The organism is Herbaspirillum sp. Her3 (assembly GCF_057961275.1).
Genome location: NZ_CM176328.1, coordinates 5,010,624 through 5,030,653, shown reverse-complemented (window position 1 = coordinate 5,030,653; position 20,030 = coordinate 5,010,624). Strand labels below are relative to the sequence as shown.

Here is a 20,030-nt window from a genome sequence, read left to right as displayed (position 1 = left end):
CGATGTCATGAATCTAAACGCTGGCCCGCGCTTTCAAACCTTTAAAAAGGCGGGCATTTACACGGATGAACCGGCAACAGGGGCAACATTCCTGTCGGGCAGGGCAGGGGTGCAGTGATGCGCGGAAACTGTTTCCGCGCATCATCGGCAGGGCTGGCTTACTGGCGGGGTTGTACCTGGAACAACACGCCTTGCGGTACCAGTTCTACCGAGATCAATTGGTCGGCCACCACCTCGGTCATGCGCTGGCCGGGATTGTCCAGGGCCACCGTGGTGAGGCGGGTAATCAGGGGCAGGAGCTTGTCTTCTCCGCCGGAGATGAAGCTGCGCGCGGCGCTGGCCGCACAGATCAGGAATTCGTCGCGCGCGCCGGGTACCTTCCTGGTCATCATCACGCCCACGTTGCGCAACTCGCCCTTCTTGTTGAGCGTGCCGATGAGCGTGGTCTGGGCCGGACCAACCATGGTATCGAGCACGTATTCATACTTGCCCGGATGCAGGCGCGACGGGTCCAGCATGTAAAGACGGGCCATGTGTTCGGGCTCTTCCACCTGCATGTCCTTGAGCACCTCGGCCAGGCGCTTGTTGAAGCGGTCTGCGAATTGCGCGGGTGTCACGCCCAGCGTGGTCTGCGCCGCTTCGTGGGCGGCCAGCTCATTGTCGATGTGGCGGTCACAGCCAGCGACCAGGAAGATCGTGGCCAGCATGGCGCAGGACAGAAGACGCAGCGGGAAACGTAAAGGTGTCGGCATGTTCGTCATGAATGTCGTGTCTTTCGCTACATTGTGCATCATTCCCTGTGGATACAAACTGTCGCAGATCAAGCGTGGTGCCGCGTTTGTGTGGGTTGGTGATAAAGTACCTGGCCGACAACAAGGCCCCATGATAACAATCGAATCGACGCCAAGCCCATGACAGCATCCTCCTCCGGCCATGCCCCGGCCGCTGCTCCCACCCCTTCCGATCTGCACGAACTGCGGGATCTGATCCGCCGCTTTTGCAGCGAGCGCGACTGGCAGCGTTTTCATACGCCCAAGAATCTGGCCATGGCCCTGTCGGTCGAAGTGGCCGAACTGGTGGAGCATTTCCAGTGGCTACCTACGGGCGCGGACCATGAGCTGGACGATGCGGCGCGCGAGGGCATCCGCCATGAGATGGCCGACGTGCTGGTCTACCTCATCCAGCTGGCCGACCACACGGGCGTGGACCTGCGCAGCGCCGTGCTGGAGAAAATGGAACTGAATCGCCGCAAGTATCCCGTCGGGTTGGCACGCGGCAACGCACGCAAATATGATGCGCTGTCCACGGCTGCGCCTGCGGATCAAGCCGGGGACGACATCAACAACGGCGGCAGTCCGCACTGATCCTGGCCCTATCCTTGCTTGCCATCCCCTCATGTTCGCTGCCCGGAGCCTGCCTTGACCAACTGGAATGACGGTTACGTCGTCGACATCCCCTATACCTACGGCTATTACCCCGGCATGAATCCGGCACGCCTGCCGTTGGCCTTTGCCTTCCACGGCCTGCAGGCGCCGCCCATCCACACCGCGTGCGAGCTGGGTTTCGGCCAGGGCCTGTCGACCAATTTCCATGCCGCAGCGTCCACCACGCAATGGTGGGGCAATGATTTCAATCCGCGCCAGGCGGCCTTTGCCCAGGAGCTGGCGGCGGCCAGCGGCAGCGGCGCGCAGCTGGAGGATTCCAGCTTCTCGCATTTCTGCCGGCGCGATGATCTGCCGGACTTCGATTTCATCGCCCTGCACGGCATCTGGAGCTGGGTCTCGCAGGACAATCGCGACCTCATCCTGGATTTCATCGACCGCAAACTCAAGCCGGGTGGCGTGCTGTACGTGAGCTACAACACCCAGCCGGGCTGGTCGGCCTTCATGCCGCTGCGTGACCTGCTGGTGCAGCACACGCAACTGGCCGGCAACGAGGAGCGCGGCCTGCCGACTGCGGCCCGTATCGAGGCCGCCCTGGCGTTCGCCACGCGCCTGTTCGAGACCGACCCGGTGTATGCCCAGGCCAATCCTTTCATGCGCGACCGTCTCAAGATCCTGCAGCAGCAGTCGCGCAGCTATCTCGCGCACGAATACTTCAACCGCGACTGGCATGCCGAACCCTTTGCCGAGATTCACCGGCGCTTTTCACAGGCGGGTCTGGAATTCGCCTGCCCGGCGCACTACATCGACCATCTCGACATGGCCAATCTCACCCCGGCGCAGCGCCAGTGCCTGGCCGGGATCGAAGACCCGGTGCTGTACCAGAGCACGCGCGACTTCATGGTCAACCAGACCTTCCGCCGCGATTACTGGGTCCGCGGCGGCCAGGTGCTGGACGAGCGCCAGCGCGTGCAGGCACTGGCGCTGCAAAGCCTGGTGCTGCAGACCGAGCCCGACAAGGTGTCGCTGACGATCCAGAACGTGGCCTCCGAGATCACCCTCAACCGCCTCATCTACGAACCGATCCTGCAAGCGCTTGCGGATTACCAGCCGCATACCCTGGTCGATCTGGCCGCGTCGCTGGCGCATCGCAACCTGAACCTGTCGCAGGTAATCGATTCGGCGTTGATGCTGATCGGCACCGGCCACGCGGCACCGCTTCCCCCCGAGCTCGATGCCGCCACCCAGGCGCAGATCGCACGCCGTACCTCCGACCTGAACGCGTATCTGCTGCAACGCGCAGCCCTGGTGCTGCCCGATGGCCAGGAAGGCGACGTCAGCCATCTGGTCAGTCCCCTGACCGGCGGCGGTGTGAAGGTGGATCGGGTCGAGCAGCTGTTCCTGCTGGCGCGCGAGGTCTGCGGTGACGATGTGGAGGCCTGGCCGGCACATGCCTGGCGGCATATCGCGGCCCAGGGCAAGCGGCTGGTGCGCGATGGCGTGCGCCTGGAAGACGAGGACGACAACCTGGCCGAACTGGCCACCCAGGCGCGGCTCTTCGCGCGCACCCGGCTGCCCTTGCTGCGGGCCTTGCAGGTGGCCTGAGCTTCACCGCCACCGCATTTCTGCCCGCCCTGCCGCGGGGGCGAGGATCAGGGCTGCTCGGGTCCTGGCACCAGGTACTTGGACTTGGCGCAATACATCTTGGCGTTGGTATCGTTGTAGACGATCTTGCTGCCGGCCTGCGACTGCCGCACGGGATAGGCCGAGTCGTCCTCGGGCGTGAAGCGGATGCCCAGCGCCGACTTGATGGCGTCGGTCAGCTTGACCGGCGTGGCGTTGAAGTAGGCACCGATGAAATCGGCCTGGCTGTTGCTGTCATTGACCAGGAAGTCGGTGGCCTGCACGCCCCACAGCGAGACATTGGTGGCCCTGAACCAGTAGGCCCCGCCTTCGGTCTTGTAGGGCGGCCCGAAGGCGGCCACCAGGTAATCGAAGAAGTACTTGCTGTTGAGCTGGTTCAGGCAGAGCAGGGCATTGCCGATCTCGATGCCAAAGCTGGGTTGTGGTGCAGCCTGTGCCGACGGTGCGGCGGCCACGACACTGGCCAGCGTCAGCACCAGCGCAGACAAGCGCGGGCGCAGGCAGGTGCAGAGGCGAGATGCGATGTTCAAACGAACTCCCGGAAATTGCCGTGTTGGCATGTTGTCGGTACGGCACGCAGGGCGCGCCGGGGAGTCGATTGTAGGGGGCTTTTGCGATTTTTTCCAAGCAGCAGCGCTTTTTTGCCTAGCGCTTGCCGCGCAACACCCGGTCGCCACGCGCCGAGCGGCCTTGCTGCGGTGAGTCGCCAGTAGCCAGATGGCCCAGGCCATCGAGGAAGGAGGCAATGCCGGTGCCTTTGACCAGCACGCAGGGCTTGCCCAGCTTCTTGCAGGTGCTCTTGACCAGGTGATAGGCGTTGTGGCTGATGTTGCCCGACGCGCAGATCACGATGTCAGCAGCGGCCAGCATTGGCGTGAGCCGATGCAGATTATCTTCGCGTCCGCCGTCGTGATGCAGGAAGCGCCCGGCGCGGGTCTCGATCTCGGCGCGGTAGTGATTGCGGGCGCCGGTCAGCCCGCCGACGCAGAGCACACAGCGGTCACCGAGAGACAGGGCGATGGGGTTGGCAGCAGCAGAAGCAGCAGGACGCATGGCGGGACTCGCGGGAAGTGAGTGACGGTCCCAGACTAAACGCTTGGCCACGGCTTGCGAACGAATCAATCCGCAGCAGCATATGCGGTTTGCGCTGGCCCTGGCTGGTCAGGCGCTGGTCGGCTGCGCAGGTGGTGGGGAAGGTGTGGAGGTCTGCGTACGCGCCTGGCGCTGCATGGCGCGCACGAAGTCCGGCAGGCGGCGGCCGTTGCGGTCCGGGTAATGTCCTTGCGCGCTCATCTGTTGCACCCGGTCCAGGCGGAAGGAGCGGAAGTCGTCGCGCGTTTCGCACCAGGCGGCCAGCAGCCAGGTGCCCCCGAAAAAAGCCAGCGCCAGCGGCCACACCACGCGCTGGCTGCTGCGCTGCTGCGCATCGGTGTAGTGCAGCAGCAGCTTGTGACGGCTGCCGATGGCCTGGCGGATCGCTTCGAGCCGTTCGCCCTGGCCGCAGTCGTCATGCATGGCCGGCGCAAAGAGCGGCGTGGCCTCGACGAAATCGCGTTTTTCCTTGGGCAGGGCCAGCACCACCTTGGCCAGCGCCGAGGCGGCCGAGGCGCCCAGTTGCGGACCACCCCAGGCTTGCACCATGCGCATGCCGATCACCAGCGCGTCGATTTCATCGGCGTTGAACATCAGCGGTGGCAGGTCATAGCCCGGCTTGATGCGATAGCCGACCCCGGCTTCGCCGTCGACCGGCACGCCCGAGAGCGACAGGTCGCGGATATCGCGGTAGACCGTGCGTTCCGAGACCGACAGCCATTGCGCCAGCTGGCGCGCCGTGGTGAGACGGCGGCCGCGCAGGTACTGGGTGATCTGGAACAGGCGATCGGCTCGGCGCATGGCAGGCAGACGAAAAAATGATGCGCGCCATTCTGGCACGCAACATGCCCGCCCGCCACAGACTTCGATGCTGCTGTGCAAGATGCCGGCATGGCGCTCGCCAGGCGGGCCGGCGCTCAGTGCATCGCGTGCAGGGCCAGGCGGTTGCCCTCGCTGTCGATGAACTGGGCGATGTAGCCGATATCGTTGGGCAGCTGGAAGCGTTCCATGGTGACTTCGCCGCCGGCCGCCTTCACGCGGTCCAGCACGGCCTGGATCGAAGGACCGGCATCGAGGTAGATCAGCGTACCCTGGCGCGTCGGCTCCAGCCAGCCCGGGCCAGTCAGGCAGCCGATGGACTGGCCGTCGTCGCGCACGAAGATGGCCATCGGGCCCTCCTCTGACATCTGCTCCTGGCGCAACTGGGTGGCGAAGACGGTTTCGTAGAAGCGGGTGGCGCGTTGCAGATCCTTGGTGGCGATCTCGAACCAGTTGACTTGGGTTTGCATGGTGTTCTTCCTTGTCTTGTGAGTGAAGCGTTGTCTATGCCGTGTGGCATGGAACGCATCATGCGCGAGGGCTACTGACAACGTTCTGTCAGTAGCCCTCGCACCTCGGCAAGAACAGGGAAGATTTCAGCGGGCTGCCGTAGCCGGCACACCTTCCTGCGCACTGCTCGCGCCTGCTTCCTCGCTGTCCTGGCGTGCGGCATAGCGCCGCGCCAGCACCGCACACAGCATCAGCTGCATCTGGTGGAACAGCATGATGGGCAGCAACACCACGGCCGCACCGCTACCGGCAAACAGCACCGAGGCAATGGGAATGCCCGAGGCCAGCGACTTCTTGGAACCGCAGAAGACCAGCACGATTTCATCGCCGCGTGGCATCTTCAGGGCGCGTGCGCCGAAGGTGGTCACCAGCAGCACGCTGCCCAGCAGTACCGCATTGACCAGCACCAGCAAGGCCAGCTGGCCCGGCGGGAACAGGTGCCACACGCCTTGCGCCACCGCCACGCTGAAGGCGGCATAGACCGACAGCAGGATGCCGCCGCGATCAACCACGTTGACGATGACCTTGTGGCGATTGATCCAGGCGCCGATCCACGGGCGCATCAGGTTGCCCAGCACGAAGGGCAGCAGCAGCTGCAACAGGATGCTCAGTACCTGCGACATGCCGTTGGCTTCGTGATGGCGATGCAGCAGCAGCGTCACCAAGAGCGGAGTGATGACGATACCCAGCAGGTTGGAAGCGGTCGCCCCGCAGATCGCGGCCGGCACGTTGCCGCGTGCAATGGAGGTAAAGCCGATGGACGACTGCACGGTGGAGGAGAGCGTGCAGACGAACAGCACGCCCATCCACAGCTGCGGCGTCAGCAGGTCGGGCACGGCGCTCTTGAGAGCCAGACCCAGCAGCGGGAACAGGATGAAGGTCGAGGCCAGCGTGAGCAGGTGCAGGCGCGGTTGCTTGAGGCCCGACAGGGCAGCCTCGCGCGAGAGCTTGGCGCCGTGCAGGAAGAACAGCAGCGAGATGGCTGCATTGCTGGCGATGTGCATGAAGTGCTCGAAGCTGCCAGTGGCCGGGAAGAAGGTCGCCAGCAACACGGTGCCGACGAGCAACTGGGTGAAACGATCAGGGAGGAAGCGGTTCATGGCGCGCTCTCGGAAGTAATGGAGTGGAGGGACTGTTCGGGTTTGCCCTCATGATAGGAAACCCAGCTGCCATCGGGAACCCCTTTGATCACGTTGACTGTCATCGGAAATGCCGATGATAATGTCAATATGCTCAACCCCACCTGGCTCCAGACCTTTGCCACCGCCGCCACCTCGGCCAGTTTCACCGAGGCCGGGCGGCAACTGGGGCTGACCCAATCTACCGTCAGCGACCACATCCGGCGTCTGGAAGACAGCCTGGGCCGGCGCCTGTTCGTGCGCGACACGCATTCCCTGGCGCTGACCGCCGATGGCGAGAGCCTGCTGGTGCACGCGCGCCTGATCCTGCAGGCCCATGCCCGCGCTGAAGCCCAGTTCAGCGCCCCGCGCCTGCGCGGCCGGGTGCGCTTCGGCACCTCCGACGACCTGGCCATGGGGCCACTGCCGGACATGCTGGCGGCCTTTCGCAGCCAGCATCCGGAAGTCGAACTGGAAATCACCATCGGCCTGACCAGCGACCTCTATGCCTCGCTCGACCAGGGCAAGCTGGATCTGCTGGTCGGCAAGCGCCGCGCGGGCGAATCGCGCGGGCACAGCATGTTTTCCACACCAATGCAGTGGCTCACCCGTCCGGATACTCTGGTTGACCTGACCGAACCGCTGCCGCTGATCCTCTTGCCCGAACCCAGCATCACGCGCGCGGCCACCCTGCAGGCGCTGGGCAAGTCCGGGTATCACTGGCGCATCGTCTGCACCAGCGGCAGCCACGCCGGCTGCATGGCCGCCGCGCGCGGCGGCCTGGGGCTGGCGGCCTTGCCGCAGCACCTGTCCTCACGCGACCTGGTGGTGCCGTTGAATCACGCGGCCTTGCCGCGCCTGCCGGATGTGGAATATGTGGCCCTGACGGCCCGGCGCCTGTCGCGCCCGGCCGATACGCTGTACCAGATCCTCATGGCCAGCCGCCTGAGCCGGGGCTGAACGGCGCACCGGGAGCGGGTGTCAGGCCGCCTCGACGATCAGCGCCGGCTGGTCCAGCGAACGGATGCGCCGGTCCACGAAGTAACCGCCGGCTTCCATGTAGCGCAGGTAGTGGCGCCCGCATTGCGTGCAGCGCGCGATGTTGCAGCGGTTGTAGGGATACCAGGCCGGCGCGATGGGTGCCTCGGGGGAGGCATAGCGCGTGCCCTCGGGATGGTATTCGGTAAAGGTCGGCTCGTCGTAGGGATCGGCGATCAGGGTCGCCACGTCCACCAGCTGTGTTTCCGGCAGTGACAGGGGCAGGCTTATCCAGCCACGGCTGTCGGCCGCACGGCAATTGCAGTCCTGCGTGATGGCCGCGCTCTGGGCGGCGAGGGCGCGCAATTGCGCCAGGTCCGGATGGGGAAGCAGATCTTGCATGGCTGGAGGGGGTTCAGTGCGTGGACCTGCGGCGGCCTGTGGGCAAGTCGAAGGCAAACGATATAAATGATTTATCCACAGGCCGGCAGGGAAGACGCGGGCAGCGTTACTTCTTCGGGTTGTAGCGGATATCGCCTTCGAACAGCTGTGCGATACCGCCGCTGAGGTCGGATTGCACCGGCCACACTTCATGCCCGATGCGCAGCTCGGTGCCTTCATGCACGGCCTTGGCCACGATGATGCGGGCGTCTTCGGCGGCGACCATGCCTTCCTTCATCTGGCTCACTTCTTCCAGCAGCACCTTGACCTCGTAGGCCAGCGCCTTGCGCTTGTCGCTGGTCTCGTGCAGCAGTTCCGGCGTGGCCTTCTCGGGGTTGAGCTTGTAGTAGCTCTGCTGCTTGATGGTCCGGTCCAGCTCGGCCACCTTGCGGGTGTATTCCTGTTCCTTGATGGCGATCTTCTCTTCCAGGTACGGATCCAGCCCGACCTGGATGCGCGTATGCGTAGTGGTGGGTGCGCCGATGACGTTGGCGCGGATGATGTTGGTGGCTTCCACGCGTCCGCCGATGATGTGGCCGGTACGTGGATTGCCCTTGCCCACCGTGATCTCGTTGCCGGCCAGCAGCTCGCAGTGGCGGGCGTTGCCCAGCACCAGGATGTCTTCGGCCGCTTCGATGTGGGCGCTCTCGGCAAACATCACCTGCACCGATTTCTGCGAACTGATGCGCGAGGCAATCGCCGTGGTGCCAGCCTGTGCGGTCACGCCTTCGCTGTGGCCGATCACGCCGCCCTTGACCGTGACGCTGCCGCCGGCCACGATCTCGGCCGCTTCCACGGTGCCGTTGACCACCACGTCGCCGCCCACGTTCATCTTCATGCCGGTGAGCACGTCCCCGGAGACCCGCACCGTACCTTCAAAGCTGAGGTTGCCGGTGGACAGGTCGACGTTTTCCACATCCAGTACCGGATTGACCTTCACGCCATTCTTGATGACCGTGGGCTGGCCCGGCACGATGGCCACCAGCAGGTTGGGATCTTCCTCGCTGGGCTCGGCGCCGATGCATTCCTTGGCGAAGGGTACGTCGGCAATCGGCCGCGCGGGTACCTTGCCGCCCCGGATATCGATGCCGTCCTGGCCCGGTACGGGCGGAATGCGCCGCATCAGCGGATCGCCCACCTTCACCAGCAGGATGTGGCCCATGTCGGCGTAGGAGACCACGGCATCTTCCTCGATGTCGGCCAGTTCTTCTTCCTTTTCTTCCAGCAGGCTCTCGAAACGGGCCGGCTCGGCAGGCGTGGGCATGAGGCCTTGCGCCACCACCAGCTTGTTGCAGAAGCCGGCCGACAGCGCCCCGCGCAACTGCTCATGCAGGATGCCGTAGGTGATGCCGGCCGCGCGGATGGCATTGACCACTTCCACGCTCTTGGCACGGCCGCCGTAGGGCGGCACCAGGGTCAGCGAGGCTGTCATCAGGTCATCGGCCACGTCCAGCGAGAACTCGCCATCGCGGCGCTCGGCGATGACCTGCGTGACCGGCTCCTTGGCATCCTCGGCCTTGCGCACGAAGGCGTTGAGCACCGAATCCTGGAAAAACAGTTTCGTCAGTCCATGGTCGCTCATGGCCTGTTTCAGGAAGGCCAGCGTGAGCGGCGGAAAGCCCTGCACGGGCTGCCAGGTGGCGCTCAGTTCGCCGCTGGCCCTGTCGAACGCAAACGACAGCGGTTGCGGGGTTGCTTGGTTCATGCTGTTCCTCGATGTAAGGCTGCACCGGGTCTGTCCTGGATCACTGGCGTGTCATGGCTGCAGCCAGGGGCGCAGCCCGCCAGGGACGCTGTGATGTCGTGTTGTGCAGTGGCGGTACTGCCCGTGATCCGGCGCGTTGCATGCCGCACCGGCAAAAAGCGGGCGACCGTCCCCCTGACGCAATACGGATGACATTGTAATGTGGCAAGATGATCCAGTAATTTGGTCGATAGCACAAGTTTTGCCAATTTTGGCTCTAGATTAGGCTCTTATCGTTGGTTTTATGTTAAGTACCCAAATAGAAGACTTCAAGGGGGAAGATCCCCGCGATGATGCCCTGAGTGCCGCCCGCTATCGGGCTGGCCGCACCAGTACCCTGGTGAGCATCGCGGTCAACATTGCGCTGGTGATGCTGCAGGTCACGGCCGGCGTGTTCTCCGGTTCGCAGGCGCTCATTGCCGACGGCATCCATTCGTTGTCGGATCTCATTTCCGATTTCGTGGTGCTGCTGGCGGGCCATCACAGCCGCAAGCAGGCCGACGACGATCATCAATATGGTCACCAGCGTTACGAAACGGCGGCCTCGCTCGCGCTGGGTGCGCTGCTGCTGGCGGTAGGCCTGGGCATGCTGGTCTCGGCCGCGCAGAAGATCCAGCACTATGGCCACACGCCGCCGGTGCACGTTGCTGCCTTGTGGGTTGCCTTGACAGCGCTACTGGCCAAGGAGCTGCTGTTTCGCTACATGCTGCGCATCGCCGAGCGGGTGCGCTCCAGCATGCTGGTCGCCAATGCCTGGCATGCACGGTCGGATGCCGCATCGTCTTTGGTGGTGGCGCTGGGTATCGTCGGTAGCCTGGCCGGGTTCACGTTGCTGGATCCGGTAGCGGCGGCGGTGGTGGGCTTGATGGTGGTGCGCACGGGCTGGGGATTTTTCTGGAGCGCCTTGCACGACCTGATGGACCGCGCCGTCTCGGCCGAAGAAGCACAGGCCATCCGCGCCACCATCCTGTCCACGCCCGGCGTGCAGGGCCTGCACGACCTGCGCACGCGGCGCATGGGCGACCTCACGCTGGTGGATGTGCACCTGGAAATCGACGGCGGCCTTACCGTCACCGAGGGGCATGCGATCGCCACCGATGCACGCAGGCGGGTGCTGGCGGCGCATCCAGTGCTGGATGTGATGACGCATGTGGATCCGGTGGGGCATGGTGCGGGGGCAGACTGATTTCCGATACGTCGATATGCCAAGACGTGTCGTCGATATGTAGAAGTCACGATGCATTCGGCAGCGTGTATCGTCATTCCGACGAAGACCGCACGACAACTTGTCTAGCCCGGCCGTCTTCGTTTAAAATCGCGGCTTCTCTTTGGGGAGTAGCCAGCTTCCGGGTCGTCCGGAAGAGCCCGTGTCAACATTCTCGGCAGCATCGATGCCGTGGCGCGGGTAGCCATCCAGGTAGGCGAGACCATAGACGTATCCTGCGGCCAGGCTGGGCGCGCAGGCACGTCCATGGACTTCGCCCGGCCAAGGAACCCCGTTCATGAATTTCCCCGCTCTCCTTCTCCTCGCGCTTGCGATGTCCACTGACGCCTTTGCGGCAGCCATCGGCAAGGGTGCCGCCATGCAGAAACCGCGCTTCCTGCAGGCGCTGCGCATCGGCCTCCTGTTCGGCGTGATCGAGGCCATCACTCCGCTGATCGGCTGGTTCGCCGGCTCCGTGGCGACCAAGTGGGTCTCCGAATGGGACCACTGGATTGCCTTCGTGCTGTTGCTGATACTGGGCGTGCGCATGATCCGCGAAGGTCTCAGCGACGACGATGAGGAAGAAGACGCCGGTGCCACCCCGCAAAAACAATCCGTGCTCATGCTGGCCCTGACGGCCGTGGCCACCAGCATCGACGCCATGGCCGTGGGCGTGGGCCTGGCCTTCATCGACGTCAACATCCTCGAAGCCTCCCTGCTGATCGGCCTGGCCACCACCACCATGGTCACCATCGGCGTGATGGTCGGCCGCGTGCTGGGCCATCTGATCGGCAAGCGCGCCGAGATCATCGGCGGGGTGGTGTTGATTGGCGTGGGGGCGGCGATCCTGGTTGAGCACCTCAGTCGCGCGGGCGGCTGAACTCAGTGTGACGCGGCGTGGCGCAGCGCGGTTGCGCGCGTGGCACAGTAATCGGCGGCCATCAGGCGAAAGGCCGTGACCGCCGGATTGTCCTGGTCGGGCCGCCAGGCCATGCCCATCTCGGCGCGCGGCACCTCGCCGGCCAGCGGGCGGAATTGCACCCGATCGTAATGGAAGCGCTGGGCCGAGGCCGGCAGGATGCCCACGCCCAGCCCAGCACGCACCAGCGAGAGAATGGTCGGGCTCTGGTCGATGTACTGGGTGAAATCCGGTTTGACGTCTGCCGCGCCCAGCATGGCCATGATGCGCTCGTAGAAGTACTTTCCATGCGTGGGCGAATGCATGATGAACGGCTGGCCATCGAGCTGGGTCGTGGCGATACGCTCGTATGCGGCCAGCGCATGGCCCTGGGGCATCGCCAGCACCAGCGGTTCGTCATCCACCAGTTGCAATTCCAGCGGCTGGCGCGACGGTACCGGCCGCAGGAAACCGATGTCGATGGTGTTGGCGCTGAAGGCGTCCAGTTGTGCGACTGAAATCAGCTCGAACAGCACCACGTCGATCTCGGGCAGCGTCTTGCGCGCCTGCATCAGCAGCTCCGGAATCAGCTCATAGCCGGCCGCCCCGGTGAAGCCGACCCGCACGCGCCCGGTCTTGCCCTGGCTGGCGCGCCGCACCGTGCTCTCGGCCTGTTCCGACAATTGCAGCAGGCGCGAAGCGTCGGCCAGGAAGACACGCCCTTCGGTGGTCAGGCGCACGGTGCGTCCGACCCGTTCAAACAACTGCACGCCCAGCTTGTGCTCCAGCAGATGGATCTGCCGCGACAGGGGCGGCTGGGTCATGTTCAGCAGCGCTGCCGCACGGCGGAAATTGAGTTCGGTCGCAGCGACCACGAAACAACGGACTTGAGCCAGATCGAGCATGGGGATTCGCCGGTAAGGGGAGCGTCTGCATTATAGGCATGACCTCCCCCGCGCGGCAGTGGGCGGGTTCAGGTGGTGAGGCTGCCCTCGGGACGCTGTCCGGCCAGGCCCTGGGCCAGGCTGGCCAGCACCATCTCGCCCATGGCCGTGCGCGATTCCACGGTGGCGCTGGCACGATGTGCCTGCAGCACCACCTGGTCCATCTGCAGCAAGGCTGCCGGCACATTCGGTTCGTCCACGAACACATCCAGTCCTGCGCCGGCAATCACGCCACGCTGCAGGGCATCCACCAGATCTTCTTCCACCACCAGCTTGCCGCGGGCGATGTTGATGAGAATGCCTTCACGCCCCAGCGCATCGAGCACGCCAGCATTGACGATACCCTGCGCCTTGTCGGCCGCAGCGGCCAACACCAGCACGTCGCTGTCGCGCGCCAGTTGCAGCAGTTCAGGCACAAAGCGGTAGGACAGCTCGTCCATGGCGCGCAGATCGGTATAGGCGATGGGGCAGCCGAAGGCTGCGGCGCGCTGGGCGATGGCGCGACCCACCTTGCCCATGCCGACGATGCCCACGCGCTTGCCGCTCAGGCGGCGCGACAGCGGGATGGCCGCAGGCGAAGGATGGCGTACCCAGTCGCCACGCTGCACGAAGGCATGGCCCGGGCAGATCTGGCGGCTCACCGCCAGCATCAGGCCCAGCGCCAGATCGGCCACGTCCTCGGTCAGTGCGCCGAAGGTGCCGGTGACTGGCAGGCCCTTGCTGCGCGCATGATTCAGGTCCACCGCATCGGTGCCGACCCCATTGACCGCCACCACTTTCAGGGCCGGCAGGCGATCCATGAGCGCATTGCTGATGCCGGTGTGGCCCCCGGTAATGACGCCTTCGATGACGGCGCCATGGCTTGCAATGTAGGCCTCCTTGTCGTCCTGCTCGAACAGGCGATGCATGTGGTAGAGGCTGTCCAGCTTGTCATTGATGGCCGGGACCAGGATGGGGTTGAGCTGCAGCACGTGGCGTTTCATGGGGAGACTCCTTCTCGTTCGGTGGCAATGCCGGCGCATGATGCGGGGATTCCGGCAGCGCGTCCAATCCGAAAAGGCTATCAACTGATACAGGAAATGGTGGCTGATGAGGTATCGGTATCGATTCAATCTCTACATCACCTGATAGCCAGAAAAGATTGGACGCCGTACCGGTGCACGACCATGATTGCCAGCGTCGGCCGGATCAGCGGCCGCCACGACAACAGGCCCCAGGCCACATAACGATAAACACGAGACACGTCACAAGGAGCAAGACGATGAGTCATGCCGACGCAGCCGGTCAGGCCGGCCGCCGCAGTTCCGCTGCATCCTCCGCATCTAGCCAGGCAGCGCCGCTGGCCCGGCAGAAACCGACGCGCTATCGCTGGGTAGTGATGGGCCTGATCTTCCTGATCTGGGCCATTGCCTGCGCCGACCGCGCCAATTTCGGCATCGCACTGCCGTACATGAAGAAGGAATACGGCATTTCCAACACCGAAGCCGGGCTGATCGTGAGCCTGTTTTCGTTTGCCTATGGCGTGGTGCAGATTCCGGTCGGGCTGATGTACAAACGGCTGAGCGAAAAGACCACGGGCATTCTCTTTTCGGTCTTCATGCTGCTGACCTCGCTCTTCACCGGGCTCATGGGGACGACTTCCTCGGTCTTGCTGCTGCAGCTCTACCGCGTGGGTTTGGGATTGTCCGAGGGGCCGCTGGGCATCGGCTGCACCAACGTCATCAATCGCTGGTTTCCGCCCGAGGAAAAGGGCACCGCTACCGGGCTCTGGATTGCCGCCTCCAAGCTGGGGCCGCTGATCGTACCGACGATTTGCATCATCGTCATCCAGCTCTGGGGCTGGCGCGAAATCTTTTACGTCTTCGCGGTGCCGGGCATTTTCTTGGCGATCTTGTGGTTTTTCCTGGTGACCAATTCGCCGGCCGAGAATCGATTCTGCAATGAGGCCGAACGCCGCTACATCACGCAGGACCTGCCTGCCGGGCCGGCTTCCACCGGCTCTCGTCCGACTCAGGGTGCGCAAGTGGCGCCGATGCCCTGGCTGGACGGTATCAACCGCACCCGCCGCGTGCCGCGCCTGGAAACGTTGCGCCAGGTGTTCACTTCCTGGAACGTGATCGGCGTGGCCATCGGCTATGGCTGCATGATTGGCATCAGCAACATCTTCATGTCGTGGATTCCAACCTATCTGGTCACGGTCAAGGGTTTTGCCTCGGTGAAGATGGGCTTCCTCGCCTCGGCCCCCTTCATCGGTGCGGTTGCCGGCAACATGCTGGGCGGCGTGATTTCGGACCGCCTGCTGGGCGGCCGCCGCAAGCCCATGATGCTGCTGGGCGCCCTGGGCACGGCCATGATGACGCTGATGCTGGTGGAGGCCCCTGACAGCGTGCTGTATCTGGGCGCCATGCTGATGCTCTCGGGCCTGATGCTGGGCATCGGTTTTGCCGGGTACTCGGCCTATCCCATGGGGCTGGCCACCAAGTCCACCTATCCGACGGCGTTCGGCATCGTGAATTCGCTGGGCCAGATCGGCGGCGCCTGTGCGCCCCTGGCTGTGGGCATGTTGCTGGACCGCTATGACTGGAGCAGCGTCTTCCTCTATATGGTGGGAACGTCGCTGCTGTGCCTGGTGTTGCTGTTGAGCGTGGTGGAGCCGATTACCGTGAAGAAGGCTGGCGAGGAAGCCTGAGCGCAGGGCCGGACAGGTCCGTCATTGGTACGGGCCTGTTTGCTGCCGGGGACCAGTTCGATGGCCTGGCGTTGTTCTCCAATAATATCCATTGGATATTAATAAGCATCAAATTATATATTGGACAAACACTCCCCCCAGAGGCACTCTTGTGCTCCCTTTTTCCCTAAGCAGCCCTGAGGAGACACCCATCATGCCGACCTACCGTTCCTATACCACCACCCAAGGCCGCAACATGGCCGGCGCGCGTGCGCTGTGGCGTGCCACCGGCATGAAGGATGGCGATTTCACCAAGCCCATCATTGCGGTCGTGAACTCCTTCACCCAGTTCGTGCCCGGCCACGTCCACCTGAAGGACCTGGGCCAGCTGGTGGCGCGCGAGATCGAGGCGGCCGGCGGCGTGGCCAAGGAATTCAACACCATCGCCGTGGATGACGGCATCGCCATGGGCCACGATGGCATGCTGTATTCGCTGCCCTCGCGCGACCTGATCGCCGACTCGGTGGAATACATGGTCAACGCCCACTGCGCCGACGCCATGGTCTGCATTTCCAACTGCGACAAGATCACCCCGGGCATGCTGATGGCCGCCATGCGCCTGAACATCCCCGTGGTCTTCGTCTCGGGCGGCCCGATGGAAGCCGGCAAGGTCATCAAGACCGTCAACACCGACAAGAAGGTCATCAAGCTGGACCTGGTGGACGCCATGATCCAGGCCGGCGACAAGAACATCTCGGATGCCGACGTGGCCGAAGTTGAACGCTCGGCCTGTCCGACCTGCGGTTCCTGCTCGGGCATGTTCACCGCCAACTCGATGAACTGCCTGACCGAAGTGCTGGGCCTGTCGCTGCCGGGCAATGGCACCATCGTCGCCACCCACGCCGACCGCAAGGAACTGTTCCTGCGCGCCGGCCGCCTGATCGTCGAACTGGCCAAGCGTCACTACGAACAGGACGACTACTCCATCCTGCCGCGCAACATCTGCACCAAGGAAACCTGGGAAAACGCCATGACCCTGGACGTCTCCATGGGCGGCTCCACCAACACCGTGCTGCACCTCCTGGCTGCAGCCCACGAAGCCAAGGTGGAATTCACCATGGCCGACATCGACCGCATCTCGCGCAAGGTCCCCTGCCTGTGCAAGGTCGCGCCGATGACCAACAAGTACCACATCGAAGACGTGCACCGCGCCGGCGGCATCATCTCCATCCTGGGGGAACTGGCGCGTGCAGGCCTGCTGGACACCTCGCGTCCGACCGTGCACAGCAAGACCCTGGGCGAAGCCATCGAGAAATTCGACATCCGCGTCTCCAGCGACCCGGCCGTGCACAAGCTGTTCCGCGCCGCGCCCGGTGGCGTGCCGACGCAGGTGGCGTTCTCCCAGGAAGAGCGTTACGAGGAAAGCGACCTGGACCGCGCCAACGGCTGCATCCGCGACCGCGAACACGCCTATTCGCAAGATGGCGGCCTGGCTGTCCTCTACGGCAACATCGCCGAGAAGGGTTGCATCGTCAAGACCGCAGGCGTGGATGAAAGCATCCTGAAGTTCTCCGGCACTGCGCGTGTCTTCGAGAGCCAGGACGCCGCCGTCGAAGGCATCCTGGGCGACAAGGTGAAAGCCGGCGATGTGGTCATCGTGCGCTACGAAGGCCCCAAGGGCGGCCCCGGCATGCAGGAAATGCTGTACCCGACCTCGTACATCAAGTCCAAGGGCCTGGGCAAGGCCTGCGCGCTGTTTACCGATGGCCGCTTCTCCGGCGGCTCCTCGGGCCTGGTGATCGGCCACGCCTCGCCGGAAGCGGCCGAAGGCGGTGCCATCGGCCTGGTGGAAGAGGGCGACATGATCGACATCGACATCCCCAACCGCACCATCAACCTGCGCATCTCCGGCGAGGATCTGGCCAAGCGCCGCGCCGACATGGAAGCCCGTGGTGACGCCGCCTGGCAGCCGGGCAACCGCCAGCGCGTGGTGTCGCAGGCGCTGCAGGCTTATGCTGCGCTGACTACTTCGGCGGATCGTGGCGCGGTGCGTGACCTGTCGCAATTGAAGCGCTGATCGCTACCGGCCATTCCTGGCCATCGCCTCAATGTAAAACCGCCCGGTGCAAGCCGGGCGGTTTTTTGTTGTCCTGCGTTTGCGTCGGCTTATGCCTTGATGGCCGGTCGCATGTGCGTGGACGCAAACGCCAGCCCTTCCTCGAAGGACGACAGCACCATGTCCACCTGTTCCTTCACGGTCGCAGCATCCGCTTCTTCATTGAAGAAGGAGGGGCGGATCGTCACCAGCAGTGCATGCGGCAGGTCGGTGCGCAGGTTGCGCACCACGTCCAGCCAGGCATCCAGCTTGTCGCGTTCCGGATAGACCAGAAACACGATGGAGACCAGCTGGCCCTTGCTGGTATCCGGGGGCGTTTCTTCGTTCTGGTCGAAGGTGATGCTGCGGGCATCGATACCGCTCACGCGCAGCGCATGTACCAGCAGTTCGGAGAGCAGGTCGTCGCGCTCATGACGCAGGCCGCCGCACAGCACCACCGACCCTTGCGGCACGTCCAGCGAACCCTGCCAGCGGCCCAGGCGCGCCAGTCGCAGTTCGCGCAGATGGGCGCCCACGCCACTGTTGAGCAGCGGCACCTCGCGGCGGCGGCGCAGGCTGCGCGGGGCGCCGGGGCTTTGCGTGAGCACTTCGGTCAGCTGCGATACCGAGCGCAGCAAGCGGTCCTGCTGGGCGCCTTCGATGCGGCCATGGCGCAGGTCCAGCGCAGCCAGGGCCAGGCCGGGCAGCAGGATCTGGTCGCAGTACTTGGCGAAGCTCTGCTTTTGCAGATGGGCGCGGGCGTCGCGGATGATGGCTTCGGATTCACCGGCCAGCGCGCGCTGGTAGAAGCGCTCGGCATGGCTCATGTCGGGCGCTTCGCCCAGCAGGACGGTGATCGGCTCCAGTGCGGCCACGTGGCGCCCGGCCACTACCAGGCACAGCGTCAGCGGGGTGGACAGCAGCAGGCCGATCGGCCCCCACAGCGAGCCCCAGAACAGCGCCGAGACGATCACCGCCAGCGGTGACAGACCCGAGCTGTGGCCATAGACGCGCGGCTCGATGAAGTTGGAGACGATCACTTCCAGCCCCACGTAGAACGCCAGGAAGGACAGCGCCAGCCACCAGCCCGGATCGATGGCCGCGATAAATATCGAGATCATCAGCCCGGAGGCCAGCGCGCCCAGGTAGGGCACGAAGCGCAGCACCCCGGCCAGCGTGCCCCACAGCACCGCGTGCGGCACCCCGCCGACGGCCAGCACGATGCCCATGGTCAGGCCGAACACCAGATTGACCACGAACTGCGAAAAGAAGAAACGCGAGACCCCCTCAGCCGCATCGCCCAGGGCCTGCATGGTGCGGCTCATCTCGGTCAGTCCGGCCAGGCGGATCAGGCGTTCGCGCAGGGATTCCTGTTCCAGCAGGATGAACACCAGCAGCACCAGCACGATACCGGCCTGGCCGATGGGCCCCCAGGCCAGCGCAAAGAGGCGCTTCAGCGCACCCCGCACCGACATGCGGGTATCGGCTTCGGGGCTGGCCGCCGCAGTGCTGGCAGCGGTGACGGCGTGGCTGTTCTTCTTGCCGCTGCGCGTGGTTTCCGGTACCGGTTGCGGGATCACGGCCGTCAGCTCGGCTTCCAGCCGGGCGAAGGGGCGCTCGGTCAGGGTGCGCACGCTTTCGATCTTGTCCTGGATGGCGTCGCGATACTGCGGCAAGTCGCTGGTGACGCTGACCAGCTGGAAGGTCAGCACCACCGCCAGCGCCACCAGGCAGCCACCGACCAGCAACACCGAGATCATGGCGGCGGCGGCCCGGTTCAGGCCCAGGACGTCGAGTTTCCTCACCAGCGGCAGGATGATCAGGCTGGCAATGCCGGCCACCGCCAGCGGGGCCAGGATGTCGCGGCCGAAGTAGAGCATGCCCAGCACGACAGCGGCCCCGAGCAGGGTCGTGGAGCTCAGGCGCGAGAAAGCGGAAGTCTTGACGTTTTGCATGGTGAGGATGGGATGGCGGCAGCAGGGCGGGAATGCAGCGCGAGTATAGCCGTTGCCTCTGCGCTACGCTTGCCGCGTTTTGGCGTTTTTCTTCACGACGCTAATTCAAGGCAGGCGGGAGGCAGCCGCGTGCGGGCGGGCTTAGCGGATCACTTCATATAATTCCAAAGGCAGCCCATCCGGGTCGGCGAAGAAGGTGAAACGCCGGCCCGTGTATTCATCCACGCGGATGTCTTCCACGGCCACGCCCCGGGCTTCGAGTTCGGCCTTGCTGGCGGCGACGTCGGCCACGGCGAAGGAGAGGTGGCGCAGGCCGCAGGCTTCCGGGCGCGAAGGGCGGGCTGGCGGGGCAGGGAAGGAGAACAGTTCGACCTGGCTGCCGTCGGGCAGGCCCAGGTCCAGCTTCCAGGAGTTGCGCGGCTCGCGGTAATGCTCGGCGATCACGCGCAGGCCCAGCAGGTCCACGTAGAAGGCCTTGGAGACGGCATAGTCGGAACAGATGACGGCCACGTGATGGATGCCTTGCAGTTGCATGGAA

At 64.5% G+C, this 20,030-nt stretch carries 19 protein-coding genes; 7 read left to right on the top strand and 12 right to left on the bottom strand.

Annotated features, from left to right (window positions below; translation table 11 throughout):
* Window positions 1-158 precede the first annotated feature (158 nt).
* Entirely contained in the window at window positions 159-752 is a 594-nt protein-coding gene (locus ACVC5H_RS22890; RefSeq protein WP_489620012.1) for an attG domain containing protein, read from the bottom strand.
* 159 nt (window positions 753-911) lie between these two features.
* Between ACVC5H_RS22890 and ACVC5H_RS22885 the strand changes: the two genes are divergently transcribed.
* Entirely contained in the window at window positions 912-1,364 is a 453-nt protein-coding gene (locus tag ACVC5H_RS22885) for a nucleotide pyrophosphohydrolase (RefSeq protein WP_489620011.1), read from the top strand.
* 54 nt (window positions 1,365-1,418) lie between these two features.
* Window positions 1,419-2,987 carry a methyltransferase regulatory domain-containing protein gene (locus tag ACVC5H_RS22880; protein WP_489620010.1) on the top strand — a complete coding sequence of 523 codons (1,569 nt, stop codon included), beginning with the start codon at window positions 1,419-1,421 and terminating at the stop codon, window positions 2,985-2,987.
* Window positions 2,988-3,034: 47 nt separating this feature from the next.
* Here the strand turns inward: ACVC5H_RS22880 and ACVC5H_RS22875 are convergent, their stop codons facing one another.
* The 5 genes from ACVC5H_RS22875 to ACVC5H_RS22855 all read right to left on the bottom strand — a co-directional run bounded on the left by ACVC5H_RS22875 (window position 3,035) and on the right by ACVC5H_RS22855 (window position 6,547).
* Window positions 3,035-3,556 (bottom strand): hypothetical protein, encoded by a 522-nt coding sequence (locus tag ACVC5H_RS22875; protein ID WP_489620009.1) that lies wholly within the window; start codon window positions 3,554-3,556, stop codon window positions 3,035-3,037.
* A 115-nt stretch (window positions 3,557-3,671) separates the two neighbouring features.
* Window positions 3,672-4,079 carry a DUF2325 domain-containing protein gene (locus ACVC5H_RS22870; RefSeq protein WP_489620008.1) on the bottom strand — a complete coding sequence of 136 codons (408 nt, stop codon included), beginning with the start codon at window positions 4,077-4,079 and terminating at the stop codon, window positions 3,672-3,674.
* 108 nt (window positions 4,080-4,187) lie between these two features.
* Window positions 4,188-4,919, bottom strand: coding sequence for a helix-turn-helix transcriptional regulator (locus ACVC5H_RS22865; protein ID WP_489620007.1), 732 nt, complete (start codon window positions 4,917-4,919; stop codon window positions 4,188-4,190).
* Window positions 4,920-5,035: 116 nt separating this feature from the next.
* Complete coding sequence (locus ACVC5H_RS22860) at window positions 5,036-5,407, bottom strand: VOC family protein (RefSeq protein WP_489620006.1); 372 nt, start codon at window positions 5,405-5,407, stop codon at window positions 5,036-5,038.
* 126 nt (window positions 5,408-5,533) lie between these two features.
* Window positions 5,534-6,547: a bile acid:sodium symporter family protein gene (locus ACVC5H_RS22855; RefSeq protein WP_489620005.1), complete on the bottom strand. Its 1,014-nt coding sequence runs from the start codon at window positions 6,545-6,547 to the stop codon at window positions 5,534-5,536.
* A gap of 129 nt (window positions 6,548-6,676) precedes the next feature.
* Between ACVC5H_RS22855 and ACVC5H_RS22850 the strand changes: the two genes are divergently transcribed.
* Window positions 6,677-7,525 (top strand): LysR family transcriptional regulator, encoded by an 849-nt coding sequence (locus ACVC5H_RS22850; RefSeq protein ID WP_489620004.1) that lies wholly within the window; start codon window positions 6,677-6,679, stop codon window positions 7,523-7,525.
* A 21-nt stretch (window positions 7,526-7,546) separates the two neighbouring features.
* Here the strand turns inward: ACVC5H_RS22850 and ACVC5H_RS22845 are convergent, their stop codons facing one another.
* Together ACVC5H_RS22845 and ACVC5H_RS22840 are read right to left on the bottom strand one after the other, a co-directional pair.
* A complete protein-coding gene (locus tag ACVC5H_RS22845) occupies window positions 7,547-7,945 on the bottom strand; it encodes a hypothetical protein (RefSeq protein ID WP_489620003.1) in 399 nt (132 codons plus the stop codon).
* A gap of 106 nt (window positions 7,946-8,051) precedes the next feature.
* Window positions 8,052-9,689, bottom strand: a complete 1,638-nt coding sequence (locus ACVC5H_RS22840; protein ID WP_489620002.1) for a flagellar assembly protein A — start codon at window positions 9,687-9,689, stop codon at window positions 8,052-8,054.
* Between the two features lie 283 nt (window positions 9,690-9,972).
* Here ACVC5H_RS22840 and ACVC5H_RS22835 point away from each other — a divergent pair, with 283 nt between their 5' ends.
* Complete coding sequence (locus ACVC5H_RS22835) at window positions 9,973-10,914, top strand: cation diffusion facilitator family transporter (protein ID WP_489620001.1); 942 nt, start codon at window positions 9,973-9,975, stop codon at window positions 10,912-10,914.
* A 316-nt stretch (window positions 10,915-11,230) separates the two neighbouring features.
* On the top strand, window positions 11,231-11,812 hold the full coding sequence (mntP, locus tag ACVC5H_RS22830) for a manganese efflux pump MntP (protein ID WP_489620000.1): 582 nt from the start codon (window positions 11,231-11,233) through the stop codon (window positions 11,810-11,812).
* Between the two features lie 2 nt (window positions 11,813-11,814).
* Here the strand turns inward: mntP and ACVC5H_RS22825 are convergent, their stop codons facing one another.
* Both ACVC5H_RS22825 and ACVC5H_RS22820 read right to left on the bottom strand, forming a co-directional pair.
* Window positions 11,815-12,735 (bottom strand): LysR family transcriptional regulator, encoded by a 921-nt coding sequence (locus tag ACVC5H_RS22825; RefSeq protein ID WP_489619999.1) that lies wholly within the window; start codon window positions 12,733-12,735, stop codon window positions 11,815-11,817.
* A 68-nt stretch (window positions 12,736-12,803) separates the two neighbouring features.
* Window positions 12,804-13,757: a 2-hydroxyacid dehydrogenase gene (locus ACVC5H_RS22820; protein WP_489619998.1), complete on the bottom strand. Its 954-nt coding sequence runs from the start codon at window positions 13,755-13,757 to the stop codon at window positions 12,804-12,806.
* Window positions 13,758-14,035: 278 nt separating this feature from the next.
* Between ACVC5H_RS22820 and ACVC5H_RS22815 the strand changes: the two genes are divergently transcribed.
* Together ACVC5H_RS22815 and ilvD are read left to right on the top strand one after the other, a co-directional pair.
* A complete protein-coding gene (locus ACVC5H_RS22815; protein ID WP_489619997.1) occupies window positions 14,036-15,463 on the top strand; it encodes an MFS transporter in 1,428 nt (475 codons plus the stop codon).
* 193 nt (window positions 15,464-15,656) lie between these two features.
* On the top strand, window positions 15,657-17,519 hold the full coding sequence (ilvD, locus tag ACVC5H_RS22810) for a dihydroxy-acid dehydratase (protein ID WP_489619996.1): 1,863 nt from the start codon (window positions 15,657-15,659) through the stop codon (window positions 17,517-17,519).
* A gap of 89 nt (window positions 17,520-17,608) precedes the next feature.
* On the opposite strand, the gene ACVC5H_RS22805 is transcribed toward ilvD, so the two are convergent.
* Window positions 17,609-19,492 (bottom strand): AI-2E family transporter, encoded by a 1,884-nt coding sequence (locus ACVC5H_RS22805; protein WP_489619995.1) that lies wholly within the window; start codon window positions 19,490-19,492, stop codon window positions 17,609-17,611.
* 141 nt (window positions 19,493-19,633) lie between these two features.
* Complete coding sequence (gene gloA2 / locus ACVC5H_RS22800; protein ID WP_489619994.1) at window positions 19,634-20,026, bottom strand: SMU1112c/YaeR family gloxylase I-like metalloprotein; 393 nt, start codon at window positions 20,024-20,026, stop codon at window positions 19,634-19,636.
* Window positions 20,027-20,030: the final 4 nt, after the last annotated feature.

Coding starts and splice junctions, on each gene's coding strand:
- ACVC5H_RS22890 (WP_489620012.1), bottom strand. CDS start 752: ATGCCGACACCTTTACGTTTCCCGCTGCGTCTTCTGTCCTGCGCCATG.
- ACVC5H_RS22885 (WP_489620011.1), top strand. CDS start 912: ATGACAGCATCCTCCTCCGGCCATGCCCCGGCCGCTGCTCCCACCCCT.
- ACVC5H_RS22870 (WP_489620008.1), bottom strand. CDS start 4,079: ATGCGTCCTGCTGCTTCTGCTGCTGCCAACCCCATCGCCCTGTCTCTC.
- ACVC5H_RS22865 (WP_489620007.1), bottom strand. CDS start 4,919: ATGCGCCGAGCCGATCGCCTGTTCCAGATCACCCAGTACCTGCGCGGC.
- ACVC5H_RS22860 (WP_489620006.1), bottom strand. CDS start 5,407: ATGCAAACCCAAGTCAACTGGTTCGAGATCGCCACCAAGGATCTGCAA.
- ACVC5H_RS22855 (WP_489620005.1), bottom strand. CDS start 6,547: ATGAACCGCTTCCTCCCTGATCGTTTCACCCAGTTGCTCGTCGGCACC.
- ACVC5H_RS22850 (WP_489620004.1), top strand. CDS start 6,677: ATGCTCAACCCCACCTGGCTCCAGACCTTTGCCACCGCCGCCACCTCG.
- ACVC5H_RS22845 (WP_489620003.1), bottom strand. CDS start 7,945: ATGCAAGATCTGCTTCCCCATCCGGACCTGGCGCAATTGCGCGCCCTC.
- ACVC5H_RS22840 (WP_489620002.1), bottom strand. CDS start 9,689: ATGAACCAAGCAACCCCGCAACCGCTGTCGTTTGCGTTCGACAGGGCC.
- ACVC5H_RS22835 (WP_489620001.1), top strand. CDS start 9,973: ATGTTAAGTACCCAAATAGAAGACTTCAAGGGGGAAGATCCCCGCGAT.
- mntP (WP_489620000.1), top strand. CDS start 11,231: ATGAATTTCCCCGCTCTCCTTCTCCTCGCGCTTGCGATGTCCACTGAC.
- ACVC5H_RS22825 (WP_489619999.1), bottom strand. CDS start 12,735: ATGCTCGATCTGGCTCAAGTCCGTTGTTTCGTGGTCGCTGCGACCGAA.
- ACVC5H_RS22820 (WP_489619998.1), bottom strand. CDS start 13,757: ATGAAACGCCACGTGCTGCAGCTCAACCCCATCCTGGTCCCGGCCATC.
- ACVC5H_RS22815 (WP_489619997.1), top strand. CDS start 14,036: ATGAGTCATGCCGACGCAGCCGGTCAGGCCGGCCGCCGCAGTTCCGCT.
- ilvD (WP_489619996.1), top strand. CDS start 15,657: ATGCCGACCTACCGTTCCTATACCACCACCCAAGGCCGCAACATGGCC.
- ACVC5H_RS22805 (WP_489619995.1), bottom strand. CDS start 19,492: ATGCAAAACGTCAAGACTTCCGCTTTCTCGCGCCTGAGCTCCACGACC.
- gloA2 (WP_489619994.1), bottom strand. CDS start 20,026: ATGCAACTGCAAGGCATCCATCACGTGGCCGTCATCTGTTCCGACTAT.